Source organism: Stenotrophomonas pictorum JCM 9942 (assembly GCF_001431585.1).
GTDB lineage: Bacteria > Pseudomonadota > Gammaproteobacteria > Xanthomonadales > Xanthomonadaceae > Stenotrophomonas > Stenotrophomonas pictorum.
Genome location: NZ_LLXS01000044.1, coordinates 64,304 through 83,267, shown reverse-complemented (window position 1 = coordinate 83,267; position 18,964 = coordinate 64,304). Strand labels below are relative to the sequence as shown.

Genomic DNA, 18,964 nt, shown 5'->3' with positions numbered 1-18,964 from the left:
CGGCGGCAGGCCACGCAGCTTCCAGAATCAGAAATCGATATCCAGGTTCACGTAGACCGCGCGGCCCTGGATGCCGTAGATGTTCTGGTAGAACGGATACCAGGTCATGGTCGAATCCTTCGGCCCGTACTGGTCGAACAGATTGGTGACATCAACGCCCAGGCGCACGTTGTCGGTGATCTTCTTCGACAGACTGGCGTTCCACTGCACGTACGAGGGCAGGTAGCCGGTGGCCTGGTAGTTCACCCGCGCGCCGTTGCGGTAGCCATAGACGCTGCCGGACCAGTCCTCCCGGTTCCAGCCCAGCGTCCAGTTGGTGCGGCTGCGGAACGCCAGCGGCTGGCTGCCGCAGCTGTAGGTGGAGGAGTAGGAGCAGCCCATGTAGTCCTGCCACGGATCACCGGCGGCCACCTGCACGTCGTAGCGCAGGGTGCGGCTGTAGCCGGCGTTGACGTTGAAACTGCCCCAGCGCCCGCCATCCCAGGCATAGCGCAGGCTTGCATCGACACCGCTGGTGCGGATGCCGGCCTGGTTGATCGCATCGAGGAAGTACTCGGTGACGTTGCCGGCCGCATCGCGCTTCACATAGTCCAGGTAGATCGCGCAGGCTGCGGAGGCCGGATCGACCGCCGTGCCGTCCACGCGTTTGCCCAATAGACAGTTGGCGTTCTCGTTCATCAAGGTCGCCGTATCCAGATACTGGCTCTTGCCCTTGAGCTTGATGTCCCAGTAGTCGGCGCTGAGCGACAGCCCCTGGCTGATATCCCAGACGATGCCCAGCCCGTTGGAGGTGGCGGTCTCCTCGTGCAGGCGACGGTTGTTGCCGCCTTCCACGTACCACGCGCCCTGGTGGTAATCGGTGCCGCACCGGGTCAGGCCGGCCGTGGTGGTCAGATCCAGACCATCAAGACGGCATTGATAGTAGTTGGTGACATAGTCGTCGTAGTTGGTGACCGGCTCGCCATACAGCCACATGATGTTCGGCGCCATGAAACTGGTCTGGCGGCTGGCGCGCAGCAGCAGACTGTCCAGCGGCCGCCACTCCAGGCTGGCCTGCCAGGTGGTGGCGTCACCGACATCGGAGATGTCGTCGTACTTGTCCCAGCGGCCGGCGACGTTGGCCACCAGCCGCTGCAGCAGCGGCACGCGGAACTCGACACCGGCGCCGTAGCGGTCGCGCGGACCACCGCCGGCGACACCGGTGAAATTGAACGTGCGGTCGGCGCCCTGGTAGGTGCTCACGCTGCGGCGGTCCGGACCCAGCTCGTACTTGGAATGCGAGGCCTCCAGCACCGCGGCCATCTCCACCTCGCCGGCCGGCAAGGTCAGCAGCGGCCCACTGACCACCAGCTGCGCCTGCGAGGTCTGCGACAGATTGCGGTTGTGCAGGGTGTCGGTCATTGCCGTGTACTGCTGCGGGGTGATTATTCCGAACAGCACCGTCGGATCGATCCGGTACAACGGCGCGCCATCGACCTCGCCTACCCGTTCGCCGAACAGATAGCGGTTGACCCGGTCGGTGATCAGCTGCTTCCAGCTGCTTTTCATTTCATCGCGCGACAAGCTGAGGCTGGCATCCCAGTCGAAGCGCTCGGCGAGCGTGCCACGTACGCCGACGTTCGCACTGAGCGTGGTTTCGTTCCACAGCCGCATCGGCGCGCCACCGATGTCGTTGGGATCCAGCGCGCGCCAGTACTCGAACTGGCCGATGTTCACGTCATACGCGCTGCCGGCGTTGTACAGGTACATGCTGGTGCGGTGTGCGGCCTCGCTGCGGGAGCGCTGCACCAGCAGCTGTCCGTAGCCTTCCAGTGCATCGCTGAAGCGGTAGTGGCCCGACACATAGGCCGAGGTCTTGTTGTACTTGTTGGCCAGGGTGTCGCCGTCGTAATAGTTGGCGTTGCCGCAGCTGTAGGGAAGCGTGCTGCTGGAGGAGCCGTACATCGGGAAGTAGTTATTGCCCATGTTGCGGCAGGTGTGTTCCAGCGCTGCCGCGGCCGCGGCCGGATCCAGATCGCCGGCATAGACCAGCTGGCCGCTGCTGTCCAGCCAGTAGTAGTCGTTGTAACCGCCATCCATCAGCGCGCTGTCCAGCCCGAACGTGGGGCGGTCGGTGCCGGCGTTGCCCGGCGCGTTCATACCGGTGCGGATGATGTTGCCGCGCTGCCAGGAGAAGACCGGCTCGCGATTGAGCTGTTCGAACGCATAGGTGACATTGCCGCGCTCCCAGGTCTTGCCACCGCTGAACTGCAACTGCCCGGTGTCTCCGCCACCGTGGCTGGTGGTGCCACCACGGATGCGCAGATGGGTGCCATCCCAGTTGTCACGGGTGACGATGTTGACCACCCCGGCCACGGCATCGGAACCATAGATGGCCGAGGCGCCACCGTTGAGCACCTCGATGCGTTCCACCACCACCGCCGGAATGCTGCCCACGCTCACCCCGGTCGAGGCCGCACCGGAGCTGGCCGCGTACTCGGTCATGCGCTTGCCGTTGAGCAGGATCAGCTGATAGCCGACCCCCAGGCCGCGCAGGTTGAGGAACGAGGCATCCGGCTGGGTGGAGCTGGCGTTGAACTCGCCACCGACCACGTCGCCATTGAACTGGGTCAGCGTCTGCAATGCCTCGGCCACCGTGCTGTAGCCCTGCTTCTTGATGTCCTCGGCGGTGATCACCACCACCGGCGACGGCCCCTCGACCTCGGCGCGTTTGATGCGCGAACCGGTGACCTCGACCTTGTCCAGGGTCCTGGCCGCCGGCGCCGTGCTGGCGTCGGCCGATGGAACAGCACCACCGGCATCCTGCGCCACGCCAGCTCCCGCCCACGCGGTTGCCGGAAGGGCCAGCGACAGAAGGATCGCCGCTCCCAGGCGACAGCGCGGCAAAGGATGGGTGCCAATGGACATCATGTATTCGTCTCCCCGGTTGCTCGACATGGATCGGTTGGATGGCGCTACAGCGGCAACGATCAACTTCCTGAAGAACTACCCGGCTCCTCGCCTTTGCAGGCCATCGGGCGACGCGCACTGCATCGCAGCGTTGGCGTTGCGGAACCGGAGAATGTCCGTGGCGCGCGGAAGCGGCCGGCGCGGCGCCTGTCGGGGAGCCGTTCCTCGGAACATGGCAGCGATGCTAGGCGCGGCAGCCTGTCCAGCGCATCGGAAAAAACCCCGATTCTTCGCGTCGCGTAAGCAGCCTTTGCTCGCGTCTCCAGCGTCATCGCAACCACTGCCGCTGCGGCGCGAATATCAGCTCGCAAAAGCCTTTTACTGCTGCATGGATGCGGTATGGTTTCCGCTCGCCAGCTGACGGCATCGCGCTGCCGGTACCGCTCTTGAACGGCATGCCACCACGTCCATCGCGTCATTCGAACCACATTGGGGAGCAGATGAAGATCCACACCTCACGTTCGGCCGTTCTTGCACTGGCACTGTTCTCGACAGCAGCCGCGCACTCCCAGCCACAGACAGCGCAAGTACTGTCCGTCCACGGATGCGACGGCGTGCCGGGTGGCACTGACACCCGGGATACGGATGCGGCGCTCGAAGAGTTCCGCCAGACAATGCGGTCGCAGGGGGTTCCCGGTGCGCAGCTGGTCTACGCGCACAACGGCGCCGCCACGCTGTACTGCCACGGCGTCATGCGCAATGACGCCCCCGCCCCGGTCACCGACCAGACCGTATTCCAGGCCGCATCGCTGTCCAAGGTGATCGGCGCCTACATCACGCTGCGGCTGGCCGATGCCGGAACGATCGATCTGGACACGCCGCTGTGGGACTACTGGCCATCGCAGCGGATCAAGGACAATCCCCAGGCCCGCACCATCACCGCACGCAGGGTGCTCGACCACACCAGCGGCCTGCCGAACTGGCAGATCTCCCCGTCCAATCCGGCTATCGACCAGACGCCCTTGCAGAACCGGTTCGCCACCGGCGCACGTTTCGGCTATTCCGGCGAAGGCTTCTACCTGCTGCAGCGCACGCTTGAGCACCTCACCGGAAAGCGTTGGGAACAGCTGGCAACGCAGGAGGTGTTCTCGCGTTTCGATATGCCCAGCAGCCACTTCATGACCGATCACGCTTTTGACGAGCGCAAGGCCCGTGGTCACGGCAAGGACGGCACGCCCGAACGCGACCGCGTCTTCGGCTGGGAGAACACGGCCTGGACGCTGGTGACCACCGCGCGCGACTACCACCACTTCCTCCAGCGTGCGCTGTATCGCGGCGAAGGCCTGCAACCGGCCACGCATGCGCTGATGTTCACCGCGTCCAGCAATGCCGACGACACCGACACGCCCAGTGCGGCCGATCCGTTCATCGACTGGGGACTGGGAGTGGGATTGCAGAACGCCAACAACCGGCCACTGGTCTGGCACTGGGGCGACAACCCCGGCTTCAAGGCGTTGTTCATGCTCGACCCGCGCAGCGGCGACAGCATCGCGCTGTTCACCAACAGCGACAACGGACCGGCCACCTACAAGCAGGTGCTGCGGCGCTTTTTCGGTGAAGGCGACTATCCGGCGGTGGACTGGTCCAGCGCGCAGGACTGACCGTGCCCGGGCGAAGGCCGGTTGCCGCAATCGCAACCGGCCGCCGGTAAAGGGCTACCCCCAGAGCGTCGGCAGACTCATCCGACCGTGCTGATAGACGATGCCGTTGTCCCAGTCCTCGGCCTGCAACCACGGGCCATCCAGGTCACAGACTTCGCACAGCTGCGCCAGCACCATGCCCGGCGCGACCGAGATCGATCCGCCCAGCATGCAGCCCACCATCAGGCGGAAGCCGGCCGCCCGCGCCGCATGGGCCAGCTCCAGTCCGGCGGTCAGGCCACCGGTCTTGTCCAGCTTGATGTTGACGAACTGGTAGCGTCCGATCAGCTGCGGCAGATCCTCCAGCGTCGACAGCGCCTCATCGGCACAGACCGCAATCGCACCGTCATATCCGGCCAGGGCCGCGCTGTGCGCCACCGCGACCGGCTGTTCGAGCAGGTCCACGCCATAGGGCAGCAATGCCGGCACGTACTGGCGCAACTCTTCGATGCTCCACGTCTGGTTGGCATCGACAATCAGCCGCGCGTGCGGCGCGCCACGACGCACTGCCGCCACAGCCGCCAACGGCGAGCCCTTGCCGACCTTGACCTTGAGCCACGGGTAGTCGGCACGTGCACGCGCGGCGGCCTCGTAACCGGCAATATCGCGGATGCCGATGGTCACCGCGCTGTCCACCGGCGTCCACTGGCGCAGGCCGGCACGCTGCCACACCGGCACGCTGCTGCGCCGCGCCTCCAGATCCCAAAGCGCCGCATCCAGCGCGTGCCGCGCGCCACCGGCCGGCAACAGCTGCAACAGCTGCTGGCGGTCGCAACCACGCTCGATCTGCGCACGCACCTGTTCGATCTGCGCCAGCATGCTTGCCGGGGTTTCGCCGTGATAGGCGACACCGCCGGCCTCACCACGCCCGGTCACGCCATCCTCGTGCAGTTCGACAATCACCACCTGCGCCTCGCTGCGGATCCCGCGGGCGATGGCGAAAGGCTCTTTCAGTTTCCAGGCATGCGACCTGGCATGCAGCATGCGCGTCATGCCGCCCTCAACCCAGGATCGCAGCGACGGCCCGCTGCAGCGGGCTGCGCATCGGATCGAATGCAGGCACTTCCAGCGCACGCTCGGCCTGCGCCAGCGCCTGCTGCGCCACGGCCTCGTCCATCCCGAAAGTGTTCAGGCTCACCCCCACCAGCCGTGCGCCGGGATTGGTCAGCCGCGCGGCCTGCAGATACAGGTCACGCGCCACCGCCAGCTCCGGCACCGCGTAGTCCGGCCAGCTCACCAGATGCGTGCGCTGCGGGTCGTGGCACAGGATCAGGCCGTCAGGCTGGGAGCCGTGCAGCAGCCCCAGGGTGACGCCGGCATAGGCCGGATGGAACAGCGAGCCCTGGCCTTCGATCAGATCCCAGTGGTCGTCGGCGGCCGCCGGCGAAATGCATTCGGCCGCACCGGCGATGAAATCGGCGATCACCGCATCCACAGCGATGCCGGCACCGGCGATCATGATCCCGGTCTGGCCGGTGGCGCGGAAATCGGCATCGATGCCCTGCCCGCGCATCGTCCGGGCCAGCGCCAGTGCGGTGTACTTCTTGCCCAGCGCACAGTCGGTACCGACCATCGCCACGCGCTTGCCGCTGCGGCGCTTGCCGGTGGCCCGCGGCAGATCGTCCGGTGGCCGGCGCACATCCATCAACCGGACGCCGGCGCGCCGGGCGGCGAGCGCCAACCCCGGCACCGATTCCAGCGCGGTGTGCAGGCCACTGACAATCTCCAGCCCGGCCTCGACCGCGGCGATCAGCAGCGGCGCCCAGTGCGCGGGAATGCGTCCGCCCACCGGCGTCACCCCGATCAGCAGCGAGCGCGCGCCGGCGGTGGCCGCGGCCGCCGGGGTCATTTCCGGCAGGCCCAGGTCGATCGTGCCGCCCGGCAGGCGCGTCTGCCCGATGCAGCTTTCCGCCGCCCAGTCGCGCAGGCCGAAGGCGGTCTTGGCCTTGAGCGGATTGGTTTCCTCGCCCAGGAACAGCAGATAGGGCGTGTGCAGTTCCACCCGCGCAAACGTCTGGCTCATGGCATCACCACCGTGTCTCCAACCCGTGATCGTAAACGCGCTCCCGCATACCCCATGGCCTCTACCCTCCTGTTCGAACGGTCTGCAACAGCGGCCATTCGACCACAGCGCAGGTGGCCGGTAATCGGGAAAAACCCGGATATTCGGCCACTTCAGCCTGCCCGTCCTGCACTTGTCACATTCCGGGGCCACTGCTAAACAGGTCCGGGCAGCATTCCGCCACGTCGCAGGCGGACGCGCCCTTCCTGCAGGAGACACCATGTTGATTGTCGATGTGCGCTGTTCCTCGTCCCAGCCGGATCCGCTGGCGGCGGGCCGCGCGGCACTGGTCAGGGCGCTGGACATGTGCGCGCTGTGGCAGGCCTGCGCGGCACTGATCAACACGGCGCTGCCCTGCCACTCCTGCAGCCTGCTGTCCGATATCGACGGCTACCAGCCGCAGGAAGGCCGACATCACCTGAACAGTGCCGCCGACGATGGCACCCGCCTGGTCAACAGTCTGGAAGTGGCCGCGCCGTATCTGGATGCCAATCCGCTGATCCGCAGCTATACGTTCTCGCAGATCGCCTCGCAGGACGTCGATGCGCCGGAGCGGCTGCGCGCACAGAACCCCACGCCCGGCTGGCGCGACTTCATCCACCTGGCGTTCTGGGACGGCACCCGTCTGGAAGCGGTGCTGAGCATCCGCCTGCACATTGCCCCCGAGGATCTGGGCGGGGCGGAGCTGGGCTTTCTTGCCGAGCTGTATCCGCTGCTCGAGGCTGGCCTGCAGCGTATCCGCGCCCTGGAATCGGAGCGCCTGCACCACCGCGCCGTCGCCGATCTGCTGCACCAACTGCCGCTGGCCGCGGTGCTGGTCAATGAAAATCTGCTGCCTGCGTTCCTGTCACGCGAGGCCAGCCGCCTGTGCCGGCGCTGGAGCGCCGACTCCGATCGCGATGGACATCTGCCACGGGCGATCGAGGCGCCGCTGCGCCGCTGGATGCAGGACCTGCCAGCCACCGCCGCGCCACCCGGCAACCGCGCCAGCTTGACCCTGGAGCACCCCGTGCTCAGCGGTGAACGCCTGCATCTGCAACTAAGCTCCGCGCCCGGCAACTCCCGCGGCCACGCCCAGCACCTGCTCATTCTCACCGCGCAGAGCGCGGCGCCGGAGCTGGAAGCGCCACCGGCGTCCAGCGCACTGCCGGTGCTGGAGCGTCTTTCGCCCAGCGAGCGGAAAGTGGCGCTGCTGGTGGCCACCGGACTGCGCAACGACGCCATTGCCGACCAGCTGTGCCGCTCGCGCAAGACCATCGAGTGCCAGATCAGTTCGATCTTCCGCAAGCTCGATATCGACAACCGCACGCAGCTGGCGCGGCTGCTCAACTGAGCCGGCGGGCGGCGTCAGTCGGCGGCGGTGAACAGGAAGTAGTCGTGCGCGGCGCGCGCGATCTGCGCGATCTGCCGGTCCCGGGCGTGGTCGCCCAGTCCCGATTTCAGGAACACCGCCACCACCACCTCGCCCTTGCCACCGGGCAGCGTGACCACGCCCACATCGTTGATCACATCACCGACCGTGCCGGTCTTGTGCGCCACCGGCGTGGCCTCGGGCAGCATGCCCTTGAGCCGTCCCGGACCGGTGCGGCAATCCAGCAGGATCTGCTTGAGCACCGCGGTGGTGGCCGGCTTGAGTGCCCCGCCGTTCCATATCTTGCGCAGCAGCATCGCCATGTCCGCCGGCGTACCGGTATCGCGCGGATCGCCGTTGTACAGCGCACGGTAGCGGCGTTTTTCCGCGTCGCTGCGCTCCTGCGCATCCAGCCGGGCGTAGTCGGACGGACTGATCGGCTTGGCGGCGGATACCTCCAGCGCGCCCATGTAGTGCGAGAGCATCTCCCAGATGTAGCGGTCCACACGGATACCCTGCACGCCCAGCGCGCGCATGCGCGCATCCACCGCCGCCGGGCCGCCGCCCAGACGGATCAGGATGTCGGTGGCGTTGTTGTCGCTGACGGTGAGCATCATGTGCAGCAGATCGCGGACGGTGATGGCCGAGCCCGGGGACAGATGGATGTCCATCGGACCGCCCATCGACGGATAGATATCGCCCTGCTCCAGCAGCACCTGCTGCTGCAGCCCCAGCCTGCCCTCATCCACCAGCGCCAGGATATGCACGGCCACCGGCACCTTGACCGTGCTGGCCATCGGAAAGCCGCTGTCGCCATTGACCTGCGCACTGCGCCCGCTGCGCAGATCAAGCACATAGGCGCCAACCGAGCCGTCGAATCCCGCCACCAGGCGGTCGAGTTCCTGCTGCAGGCCGGCCGCGGCAGGGGCCGCCGCAATGGCGATCGAACTGGACAGTGACAGCACCAACCCCAGCAACAGTGCCGGGTACCAGCGCCAACCACGACGTACTACGGAACCTTGCAACTTGCGCATTCTCACTCTCTCTCAGACGGCAAATACCACAGCACCGGTATGGCCGCTGCTACGGAGTGTCACCGGGGTTGGCTCACCAACCGCGCGGACGCGGCGGTTAGGGCGAAACAGGGGCAGCCGGCACGGGCCGCCGGGCGCGGCGCACCGCCTCCAGCACCGGTTGCAGCGGCAGTGCCGCGGCGGTCCCGCGGTGGCCGTGCACCGTGCGGGCGCGGAACAGCGAATTGACGATGGCTTCCTCGGTCGCCTCGGCCGCGGCCTGGAACAGGGGTGACATCGCCTCGCCGGCAAGGCTGCGCGCCGGCTGCACTGCGACTTCCGGATCACGCCGGTTTTCCCTGGCGGTGGAAAACGCGATGACGTAGTCACCCGAACCGTTGGACATCACCGAGCCGGTCCGCGCCAGCCCGACCAGCGCGCGATGCGCCAGCCGCTGCAGCTGCGCCGCATCCAGCGGGGCGTCGGTGGCCACCACCATCATGATGCTGCCATCGCCGGTACTCGGCGGCGGATTGGCTTGGCTGCGCGCGTACTCGGCCGGATCCGGCAACACCTTCCAGACCGGCACCCCGGCGATGGTCAGCTCGCCGCCGAAGTTGCTCTGCACCAGCACGCCCACGGTATAGCCGCCATCGCCCGCAGTCAGCTGGCGCGAACTGCTGCCGATCCCGCCCTTCCAGCCGAATGCGACCGTACCGGCACCGGCACCGACCGCGCCCTCCTCGACCGCACCGGTCGACGCTCCGCTCAGTGCCTGCTCGACCAGCGCCGGCGTCAACGGCCGCGCGCGGATGTCGCTGAGATAACCGTCGTTGGTTTCGCCCACCACCGGGTTGATCGAGCGTACCTGCTCCATGCCCGGCTGGCGCAGCAGCCAGTCCGCCGTCGCATCGGCCACTTTCCAGGTGCTCAAGGTGCCGGTCAGCAGGATCGGCGTCTCCAGTTCGCCCAGTTCCTGCACCTGGGTGATGCCGGCCAACTTGCCGTAACCGTTGCCGACCACGATCGCCGCCGGTACCCGCTGCCGGTAGACGTTTCCGGCATGCGGCAGGATCGCGGTAACACCGGTGTGCAGACGGGTGCCTTCCGTCAATGTCGCATGGCCGACAGCGACCCCGGCCACGTCAGTGATCGCGTTCAACGGCCCGGTCGGCAGCGTGCCGATGACGACACCGGCCTGGCGCGCGCGCGGCCGCGGCTCTGCGCTGTCGGCAACCGCCGCCGCGTTGCCGGCAGCCAAGGCAAGTAAAAGCAGGGACCAGCACTTCATCGTTCAACGACCTCCAGCCAGAGAATTACCGCGTCGGCGGCCACGTTACAGCAAGCCCGCCGCCCCAGCGGCGCTGCAGGCGGTGCCGATACGTCCACAACCACCCTCGGGATACTGCCGGCCACGATGCGATGTCGCATCGGGATAAACACCGATTCTCGGCCCGCCGCAGCCGTCGCCGGCATACCCCGTGCGACTTCGACTGCCATCGTCATCGGTCGCTGTAGACACACCGGCGCTGCCTCGTGCCGCCATTCGTGCGAACCGGCTTCTCCTCTCCAGCACGCCCGCTGGCGGAGGCTTGTGCGCCCAGCTGTGCGCCCTGCAACCACTTTCCCCCTGTGCGATCGGCAGGTCGTACTGCCCGGTCATGGGATCGACGGTTCGACCGGGTCAGCGCGGCGCGACCGCGCCGGACGCGGCGGCGAGTGCGGCGGCCTGAAGGTCGCCCTTGCGCTCGCTGTAGCGGTCTACCAGATAGTCCGCCCGGCCGCGCGTGAGCAGGGTGAACTTGACCAGCTCCTCGACCACGTCCACCACCCGGTCATAGAACGGCGAGGGCTTCATCCGTCCGTCCTCGTCGAACTCCTGCCAGGCCTTGGCCACCGAGGACTGGTTGGGGATGGTCAGCATGCGCATCCAGCGGCCCAGCACGCGCAGCGTATTGACCGTGTTGAACGACTGCGAACCGCCGCACACCTGCATCACCGCCAGGGTCTTGCCCTGGGTCGGGCGCACGCTGCCATCTTCCAGCGGCAGCCAGTCGATCTGGTTCTTGAACACGCCGGTGACGGTGCCATGCCGCTCCGGGCTCACCCAGACATGCCCTTCGGCCCACTGCGACCACTCGCGCAACCGCTGCACTTCCGGGTGGTCCTTGCCGACGCTGTCGAGCATCGGCAGCGCGTGCGGATCGAACACCCGGGTCTCGCAGCCCAGGTGACGCAGCAGACGCTCGGCCTCCAGCGCCAGCTTGCGACTGAAGGACTGCGGGCGCAGCGAGCCATACAGCAGCAGGATGCGCGGCGGCCCGGCGCGTTCGACGCCCAGCAAAGCGTGGTCGGGCAGCGGCAACGAGGCCGGGATCAGGTTTGGCAACGGGGGACTGGTGGTCAGCTTATTCATTCGACTATTCTAGAAGCATGGAAACAAAACCCGCAATCGCCGCCCTGACCGCCCTGGGTCATGCCACCCGTCTGGCCGCGTTCCGGCTGCTGGTCGAGGCCGGCCCGGCCGGTCGCGTGGCCGGCGACATCGCCGCGGCCCTGCAGGTGCCGCCGGCCACGCTCAGCTTCCACCTGAAGGAACTGTTGCTCGCCGGCCTGCTGCAGAGCGAGAACCAGGGCCGCAACGTCTGTTACCGCGCCAATTTCAGCGCGATGAACGACCTGATCGCCTACCTCACCCACAACTGTTGCGCGGGCGCCCCCAGCCCCGACTGCAGCCCCACACCCCCTGATTGCGCCTGCTGAGCGGAGATTCATTCCTTATGACCACCCAACGCGTACTGTTCCTGTGCACGGGCAATTCGGCCCGCAGCGTGCTTGCCGAAGCCACACTCCGGGCCTGGGCCGGCCAGCGGTTCGAAGCGTTCAGCGCCGGCAGCCAGCCCACCGGCCAGATCAACCCCTTCGCCCTGGCCCAGTTGCAGGCCGAAGGTATTGCGACGGCCGGACTGCGCAGCAAATCCTGGGACGAGTTCGCCGACGGCGCGCCGATGGACGTGGTGATCACCGTCTGCGATGCCGCCGCTGCCGAGACATGTCCGGTGGTGTTTGGCGATTTCGTCCGTACCCACTGGGGCCTGCCCGATCCGGCCGCGGTCCAGGGTACTGATGCCGAAAAGGCCGAGGCATTCGCGCAGGCCCACGCCATCATCAAGGCGCGACTGCAGGCATTGCTGGCCTTGCCGGCAACGCTCTGGGCCGCGCGCGCGCCACTGCAGCAGGCACTGGACCAGATCGGCCTGCTGCAACCCGGCGACCGCCGCGCATGAGCGCCCCCGCTGCCATGGGACGGTTCGAACGTCACCTGACCCTCTGGGTGACCCTGTGCATCGTGGCCGGCACCGTGCTCGGCCACTATTTCCCCGGGGCATTCGCGCTGCTGGCCTCGGCCGAGCTGGCCAAGGTCAACCTGCCGGTCGCCGTGCTGATCTGGCTGATGATCATCCCGATGCTGCTGAAGGTGGATTTCGGCGCGATGCACCAGATCGGCCGGCACTGGAAAGGGATCGGCGTCACGCTGTTCATCAACTGGGCGGTCAAACCATTCTCGATGGCGCTGCTGGGCTGGCTGTTCCTGCGGCACGCCTTCGCCGACTGGCTGCCTGCCGGACAGGTCGACAGCTACATCGCCGGCCTGATCCTGCTGGCGGCCGCGCCCTGCACGGCCATGGTCTTTGTCTGGAGCAACCTGTGCCGGGGCGATGCCAACTTCACGCTCAGCCAGGTGGCGCTGAACGACGCCATCATGGTGCTGGCCTACGCGCCGGTCGTGGCCCTGCTGCTGGGCCTGTCGGCCATCACCGTGCCGTGGAACACGCTGCTCCTGTCGGTGGGCCTGTACATCCTGGTCCCGGTGATGGTCGCCGCCCTGCTGCGGCGCTGGATCCTCGCCCGCGCCGGTGAGCCGGACCTGCACGCGGCACTGCAGACACTCGGCCCGGTGTCACTGGCGGCGCTGCTGCTGACCCTGGTGCTGCTGTTCGGCTTCCAGGGCGAACAGATCGTCCGCCAGCCGCTGATCATCGCGCTGATCGCGGTGCCGATCCTGATCCAGGTCTATTTCAATGCGGGGCTGGCCTATCTGCTCAACCGTCGGCTGGGTGTCGCCCACTGCGTGGCCGGGCCGTCGGCCCTGATCGGGGCCAGCAACTTCTTCGAACTGGCCGTGGCCACCGCCGTGGGTCTGTTCGGGGTCCACTCCGGTGCGGCGCTGGCAACCGTGGTCGGGGTGCTGATCGAAGTGCCGGTAATGCTGTCGGTGGTCCGCATCGTCAACCGATCACGCGGCTGGTACGAACGGGCCTGAGGCCACCGTCCGATCGGGCCATGAACGGAAAAGGGGCCGGTGGCAGCTGCCACAGACCCCTTCGATGTCATCGCTGCGACGCGTCGATCAGAACGGAATGTCGTCGTCGGCGAAATCGTCCATCGGCGGCGGAGCCGACTGCTGCTGGGCCGGAGCCGGACGCTGCTGGCGCTGGCCACTGCCGTAGCCGCCGCCCTGGTCCTGGTTGCCGTAGCCGCCCTGGCCGCCGCCCTGGGGGCGCGGTGCCGACTGGCGCTGCGGACGCTCGCCGCCCATGCCACCGCCGCCTTCACCACGGCCGCCGAGCATCTGCATTTCGTTGGCGACGATATCGGTGGTGTATTTCTCCACCCCGTCCTGGCCGGTGTACTTGTCATAGCGCAGCTCGCCCTCGACGTAGACCGAGCTGCCCTTGCGCAGGTATTCACCGGCGATCTCGCCGAGCTTGCCGAAGAACACCACGCGGTGCCATTCGGTGCGCTCCTGGTTGTTGCCGTCGCGGTCCTTGCGCACGCTGGTGGTGGCCAGGCTGATGCGGGTGATCGCCATGCCCGCCTGGGTGTACTTGGTGTCCGGGTCGTTGCCGAGATTGCCGACGAGGATGACTTTGTTGATGCCGCGGGCCATAGGGTTCCTACTCTTCCGTTGGGGTCCACCCGCCGGATGCGGGCAATAGCCGGCAGATTATAACGTCCCGGCGCGGGCGGGTATCAGGTGGGCGGCCAGCCCCATGTGGGACAAGCCCCACCCCCGGCACGGCCCCGGCCAGCGGTGGCCCGTGGCATGATGCCCGGCGTCTTCAGGCAAGTGTCGCCAATGATCATCAAGGGCAAGGCCACCTCACTGGATATCGCGCACCTGGCCGGGGTGTCGCAGCCGACGGTCTCGCGGGCGCTGCGTGGCAGCCCGATGGTCAATGCAGACACCCGCAAGCGCATCCTGGAGATCGCCCGGCAGCTGAACTACAAGGTCGACAAGAACGCCTCCAGCCTGCGCTGCCAGCAGTCCGGCACGCTGGCCCTGCTGTTCTTCGAGGATCCGACCCCGGACGACTCGCTGATCAATCCGTTCTTCCACTCGATGCTGGGCTCGATCACCCGCGCCTGCGCGCTGAACGGGCTGGACCTGCTGGTCTCCTTCCAGCAGCTGTCCAGCGACTGGCATGCCGATTTCGAGGACAGCAACAAGGCCGACGGCATCATCCTGCTGGGCTATGGCGATTACCACGAATCGGAGGAACGGCTGCAGCGGCTGGTCGAACAGGGCACCCATTTCGTGCGCTGGGGCGCCGCCCTGCCCGGCCAGCCCGGGGTTTCGGTGGGCAGCGACAATTTCCAGGGCGGCTTCGACATCACCGTGCATCTGCTGGACGCCGGCTGCCGGCGCATCGCCTTCCTCGGCCACGCCTCCAGCCACTACCCGGAGTTCGCCGAGCGCTACCGCGGTCATGGCCAGGCGCTGCGCGTGCGCGGGCTGGAACCGGATGCGGGCCTGCAGCACGACGCGATCACCACCGAGGACTCCGGCCACGCCGCCTGCATGGCCCTGCTGGCACGCGGCCAGCCGTTCGATGCGATCTGCGCGGCCAGCGACCTGATCGCCATCGGCGCGCTGCGGGCGCTGCGTGAACACGGCCTGCGGGTGCCCGAGGACGTGCGGGTCACCGGTTTTGACGACATCCCGCTGGCCGCCTCGGTGTCGCCGGCGTTGACCACCGTGCAGCAGGACACCAAACAGGCCGGTCAGCTGCTGGTGGAACGGCTGCTGGGGCTGATCGCACGCGAGCCGGTGGAAGGCATCAACATCCCTGTCAAGCTGGTGGTGCGCGAATCCTCCCGCGGCGGACTCAGCTGAAGTCCTTCAGGATTTCCAGCACGCCGGCCGGAGCGATCTCGAAGCCCAGCGTCGTGCCCGGGTTGATCACCACGCCATAGCCGCCGGGCACGCGCCGCAGCACCTCGAGCATCAGCATGCGGAGGGTGTGCGGCGCCTGCTGCGGGAAATAGCCGACCCGCGCCATGTCGGTGAACACCGCCACATGCAGCACGCCCTGCTTGTCGAACAGCAGCGGATCAAAGCCGCTGCCATCGGGGGTGACCAGGCTCCCGGTCAGCAGCACCACCTCGGAGGCGACGAAGGCCTGCATGAACGCCTTGATCGGCAGCTTGCCGTCCATCGCGGTGCGCAACAGCGTTTCGATCGGGGTCTGCGGGGGGAGCTCGTTCATGCGGGAGGCCGGGATTGCGGGGGGCGCTGATTGTAGCGGGCGCCGCCGCTGCAGCCCCTGCCTCGCGGCTGGGGCCTCCATCGCCGCGGCTCAGCGCCCCAACCGCTGCGTGCGCGCCTGCTGGTCGGCCATCGCCGCGGCCAGTTCGGCCTGCAGTTCGGCCTGCCGCACCACCCCGTCCAGCACGAACACCTTCACGCCATGGGCCGGCACCTCGGTCTTGAGCGCGCGCGTGAGCGTGAGCGTGCCGCCGTCCAGCACGTCGCGCCACTGCCCCGGCTGCAGGTAGCGGCTGACCTCGAACGTCGTGGCGGTGTCGCCCTTGTTCAGCAGCACCAGCGCGGTCTGCGCGGTGTCGCCGTGCTGCAGCACGCGATAGAACACCGCCTGATCCGCCTGCAGGCGCTCGTTGACCTGCAGGCCGCGTTGCAGCGCCGGGGTGGCCTGGCGCAGCCGCGCGATACGCTGCAGCGGGCCGAAAATCGGACTGTCTGGCGCCGCATCCACGCGTTCCTGCCCGAAGTAGGCGCGATTGCCGGCGTGCTCGGCACGGCTGCGCATGAAGCCGGTTTCCGAGCCGTAGTACAGCACCGGGATGCCGCGGGCGGTGAACAGCCAGTTGTGGGCGTCGATGAAACCGGCATCACTGGCATCCAGCCGCGCCATGTCGTGGTTGTCGTAGAAGCTCATCAACTCGTACGGATTGGCGTAGGGGCCACCGGTCAGATGCAGCGGCTCGGCCAGCGCCTCGAAGCCTTTCCGCTCCCGGCCGAACACGGACGAAAGCGCACCGCGCAGCGGGAAATCCAGCACGCTGACATGGGCATTGGCCGGCCAGGTGTGCTCGGCGATCTTGGCCGCGTCGTAGTCGAAGGCCTCGCCGAACATGAACATGCCCGGGTGCCGTTCGCGGATGCGCGCGACGAATTCATGCCACCACGGATGCGGCAACCAGCCGATGGTGTCGATCCGCAGCGCGTCCACGCCCTGTGCGGTCCACTGCAGGTAGGCGCCGACCAGGTAGTCCATCACCGCCGGGTTGTGTTCGTTGAAGTCGCCCAGCTCGGCCAGATTGCCGTCGAAGATCGAGCCCTGGCTGCCATCGACCGGGCCGATGTTGTTGTAGAACGCATGCAGCGGGTTGTGCTGCGGGTCGAGCCTGTCCGGTGGCAGGTTCTGGTGGTCGGCGATCAGCGTGCCGTCCTTGTCGAAGAGCTGGCCGAACTGCGGCTGCCGCTTGGGCATGGTCCAGGCCGGCGAGCCGTGGTTGCCGACGATATCCAGCACCACTTTCAACCCGGCGTCGTGCAGGCCACGGGTCAGCCCGGCAAAATCCAGATCCTGGCTGGGCAGGTGCTCGTCCAGCTTGTAGAAGTTGATGCCCCAGTAACCGTGGTAGCCGGTCTTGCCGCGGTCGGTCAGCGTGCTGCTGCAGCTGATCGGCTTGCTGCCGGTGAAGGCCTGGTCGGGATTGTCGATGATGGGCGTGATCCACACCGCGCCGAAGCCGAGCTGGCGGATGTAATCGGCGTTGTCCAGCACGCCCTTAAAGTCGCCGCCGAGGTAGCCGATGTTGCCGTCAACCTTGTCCGGGCATGGCACCGGAATATCGAAGGTCGGGTGCTCGCCGCCCTGGTCGCGATGGTCGTTGCTGGTATCGCCATTGACGAAACGGTCGGTGACCACGAAGTACACCGCCTCGCTGGCGAACGGCTCGGTGGTACCGATGTAGTCCGGCCGGTTGCCGGCCAACGCCGTCCCCGCCACCCAAGCCAGACCAACCGCTGCTGCCAAACGCCTGCGCATCACACCACCTCCGGTTGCGACGGAACCCGCAATACACACAGCCCGGCCACGAACAGGCTGCACCCCCCCAGCACCAGCACGTGGATGGGGTCACCGCCCAGCCAGTTGCGCAGGGCAAAACCCAAGGCACTGGCCGCGACCAGCTGCGGGATCACGATGAAGAAATTGAAAATGCCCATGTACACGCCCATCTTGGCCGCCGGCACGCTGTCTGACAGCAGGGCATAGGGCAAGGACAGGATCGAGGCCCAGGCAAAGCCGACGCCGACCATCGACAGCAACAGCCAATGCGGGTCCTTGATCAGCATCAGCGAGATCAGGCCCAGCCCGCCCAGCCACAGATTGACCAGGTGGCTCCAGCGCAGGCCGATGGCGCGCACCATCAGCGGGATGACCAGCGCCGCCACGGCGGCAAAGCCGTTGTAAGCGCCGAACAACACGCCCACCCAGTTGGCGCCCTCGTTGTAGGCGGCCGACTGCGTATCGGTGGAGCCGAAGTGCGTGCCCGCCACCGCCGCGGTGGTGTAGATCCACATGGCGAACAGCGCAAACCACGAGAAGAACTGCACCCACGCCAGGCGCCGCATCGTGCCGGGCATACGGCGCAGATCGTCGACGATGGTGGCCAGCATATGGGTGCCGGGCAGCACCCGCGCCACTGCCAGCAACAGACCGTAGCTGGCACACAACCCGGCCAGCACGTAGAGCATGCGATCGCCTTGCCGCCACGCGATCAACGCTGCCAGCACCACACCCAGGCCCAGCCATAGACCGATCTGGCGCCATCGCGGCAGGCCACCGACACGCTGTGCGGCATGCACCGGCGACGGCTCGGCATCATCGAAGCTGGCCAGCTCGGCCGGTGAATACTCGCGCGTGCTGAAGACGGTCCAGCTCATCGCCAGCAGCAACACCACGGCGCCGAAATAGAACGCATAGCGCACGGTATCGGGTACTTCGCCCGGACCGGCCGTATTGGCCACGCCGAAACGGGCCAGGATGAAGGGCAGGAAGCTGGCCACCACCGCGCCCACACCGATGAAGAAACTCTGCATCGAGAAGCCGGCCGGGCGTTGCCTGGGCGAGAGCTGGTCGCCGACAAAAGCGCGGAACGGCTCCATCGAGATGTTGATCGAGGCATCGAGCACCCACAGCGTGCCGGCGGCGATCCACAGGGTCGGCGAGTTGGGCATGACCAGCAACGCGAGCGTGGTCAGCACCGCGCCGATCATGAAGTAGGGACGGCGGCGGCCCCAGCGCGTCCAGGTGCGGTCGGACAGGTAACCGACCACCGGCTGCACCAGCAGGCCGGTCAGTGGCGCGGCGATCCACAATCCCGGCACCGCGTCCATCGGCGCACCGAGCGTCTCGAAGATGCGACTGGCATTGGCGTTCTGCAGCGCGAAGCCGAACTGGATCCCCAGAAAGCCGAAGCACATGTTCCAGATCTGCCAGAACGACAGCTGCGGTTTGCTTTTCATCAAGCGCTTCCCCCCTCCGGGAATCACGGATGCGATTTGGGCGCGGATGCGCTGCGGCCATGGTAGAGGCCCTACCGGCGATACGCACCGCCGTTGCATACGTATTCAATG

16 protein-coding genes are annotated in these 18,964 nt (G+C 67.1%); 6 read left to right on the top strand and 10 right to left on the bottom strand.

Annotated features, from left to right (window positions below):
* Positions 1 to 27: 27 nt before the first annotated feature.
* Entirely contained in the window at positions 28 to 2,907 is a 2,880-nt protein-coding gene (locus tag ARC78_RS12970) for a TonB-dependent receptor plug domain-containing protein (protein ID WP_158499989.1), read from the bottom strand.
* 596 nt (positions 2,908 to 3,503) lie between these two features.
* Between ARC78_RS12970 and ARC78_RS12965 the strand changes: the two genes are divergently transcribed.
* Positions 3,504 to 4,550, top strand: coding sequence for a serine hydrolase domain-containing protein (locus tag ARC78_RS12965; RefSeq protein ID WP_054657874.1), 1,047 nt, complete (start codon positions 3,504 to 3,506; stop codon positions 4,548 to 4,550).
* Positions 4,551 to 4,604: 54 nt separating this feature from the next.
* On the opposite strand, the gene dgcA is transcribed toward ARC78_RS12965, so the two are convergent.
* A complete protein-coding gene (gene dgcA / locus ARC78_RS12960; protein WP_057506445.1) occupies positions 4,605 to 5,582 on the bottom strand; it encodes an N-acetyl-D-Glu racemase DgcA in 978 nt (325 codons plus the stop codon).
* A gap of 7 nt (positions 5,583 to 5,589) precedes the next feature.
* Positions 5,590 to 6,612 (bottom strand): N-acetyltransferase DgcN family protein, encoded by a 1,023-nt coding sequence (locus tag ARC78_RS12955; RefSeq protein ID WP_057506444.1) that lies wholly within the window; start codon positions 6,610 to 6,612, stop codon positions 5,590 to 5,592.
* Positions 6,613 to 6,871: 259 nt separating this feature from the next.
* Here ARC78_RS12955 and ARC78_RS12950 point away from each other — a divergent pair, with 259 nt between their 5' ends.
* Positions 6,872 to 7,984 carry a helix-turn-helix transcriptional regulator gene (locus ARC78_RS12950; protein WP_054660364.1) on the top strand — a complete coding sequence of 371 codons (1,113 nt, stop codon included), beginning with the start codon at positions 6,872 to 6,874 and terminating at the stop codon, positions 7,982 to 7,984.
* Between the two features lie 14 nt (positions 7,985 to 7,998).
* Here ARC78_RS12950 and bla read toward each other — a convergent pair whose 3' ends face one another.
* From bla to arsH, 3 genes are all read right to left on the bottom strand, one after another.
* Positions 7,999 to 9,036 carry a class A beta-lactamase gene (gene bla, locus ARC78_RS12945; protein WP_054660362.1) on the bottom strand — a complete coding sequence of 346 codons (1,038 nt, stop codon included), beginning with the start codon at positions 9,034 to 9,036 and terminating at the stop codon, positions 7,999 to 8,001.
* Positions 9,037 to 9,133: 97 nt separating this feature from the next.
* Positions 9,134 to 10,306 carry a DmpA family aminopeptidase gene (locus tag ARC78_RS12940; RefSeq protein WP_057506443.1) on the bottom strand — a complete coding sequence of 391 codons (1,173 nt, stop codon included), beginning with the start codon at positions 10,304 to 10,306 and terminating at the stop codon, positions 9,134 to 9,136.
* Between the two features lie 393 nt (positions 10,307 to 10,699).
* Complete coding sequence (gene arsH / locus ARC78_RS12935; protein ID WP_054660886.1) at positions 10,700 to 11,431, bottom strand: arsenical resistance protein ArsH; 732 nt, start codon at positions 11,429 to 11,431, stop codon at positions 10,700 to 10,702.
* A gap of 17 nt (positions 11,432 to 11,448) precedes the next feature.
* Here arsH and ARC78_RS12930 point away from each other — a divergent pair, with 17 nt between their 5' ends.
* From ARC78_RS12930 to arsB, 3 genes are read left to right on the top strand one after another with little or no spacing between them, the layout of a single operon-like run.
* A complete protein-coding gene (locus tag ARC78_RS12930; protein WP_057506442.1) occupies positions 11,449 to 11,778 on the top strand; it encodes an ArsR/SmtB family transcription factor in 330 nt (109 codons plus the stop codon).
* A gap of 17 nt (positions 11,779 to 11,795) precedes the next feature.
* A complete protein-coding gene (locus ARC78_RS12925) occupies positions 11,796 to 12,302 on the top strand; it encodes an arsenate reductase ArsC (RefSeq protein ID WP_054660600.1) in 507 nt (168 codons plus the stop codon).
* A gap of 14 nt (positions 12,303 to 12,316) precedes the next feature.
* The gene (gene arsB, locus ARC78_RS12920; protein WP_054660598.1) at positions 12,317 to 13,339 is read left to right on the top strand and encodes an ACR3 family arsenite efflux transporter; all 1,023 of its coding nucleotides are present in this window, start codon (positions 12,317 to 12,319) and stop codon (positions 13,337 to 13,339) included.
* Between the two features lie 87 nt (positions 13,340 to 13,426).
* Here the strand turns inward: arsB and ARC78_RS12915 are convergent, their stop codons facing one another.
* A complete protein-coding gene (locus ARC78_RS12915; RefSeq protein ID WP_057506441.1) occupies positions 13,427 to 13,966 on the bottom strand; it encodes a single-stranded DNA-binding protein in 540 nt (179 codons plus the stop codon).
* A 189-nt stretch (positions 13,967 to 14,155) separates the two neighbouring features.
* Here ARC78_RS12915 and ARC78_RS12910 point away from each other — a divergent pair, with 189 nt between their 5' ends.
* A complete protein-coding gene (locus tag ARC78_RS12910) occupies positions 14,156 to 15,193 on the top strand; it encodes a LacI family DNA-binding transcriptional regulator (RefSeq protein ID WP_057506440.1) in 1,038 nt (345 codons plus the stop codon).
* On the opposite strand, the gene ARC78_RS12905 is transcribed toward ARC78_RS12910, so the two are convergent.
* The 3 genes from ARC78_RS12905 to ARC78_RS12895 form a co-directional block, all read right to left on the bottom strand.
* A complete protein-coding gene (locus ARC78_RS12905) occupies positions 15,186 to 15,566 on the bottom strand; it encodes an SseB family protein (protein ID WP_054661031.1) in 381 nt (126 codons plus the stop codon). The genes ARC78_RS12910 and ARC78_RS12905 overlap by 8 nt on opposite strands.
* Before the next feature lie 90 nt (positions 15,567 to 15,656).
* Positions 15,657 to 17,372 (bottom strand): alpha-amylase family glycosyl hydrolase, encoded by a 1,716-nt coding sequence (locus tag ARC78_RS12900; RefSeq protein WP_057506439.1) that lies wholly within the window; start codon positions 17,370 to 17,372, stop codon positions 15,657 to 15,659.
* Positions 17,372 to 18,853 carry an MFS transporter gene (locus tag ARC78_RS12895; protein WP_054658132.1) on the bottom strand — a complete coding sequence of 494 codons (1,482 nt, stop codon included), beginning with the start codon at positions 18,851 to 18,853 and terminating at the stop codon, positions 17,372 to 17,374. The genes ARC78_RS12900 and ARC78_RS12895 overlap by 1 nt, the downstream gene beginning before the upstream one ends.
* Positions 18,854 to 18,964: the final 111 nt, after the last annotated feature.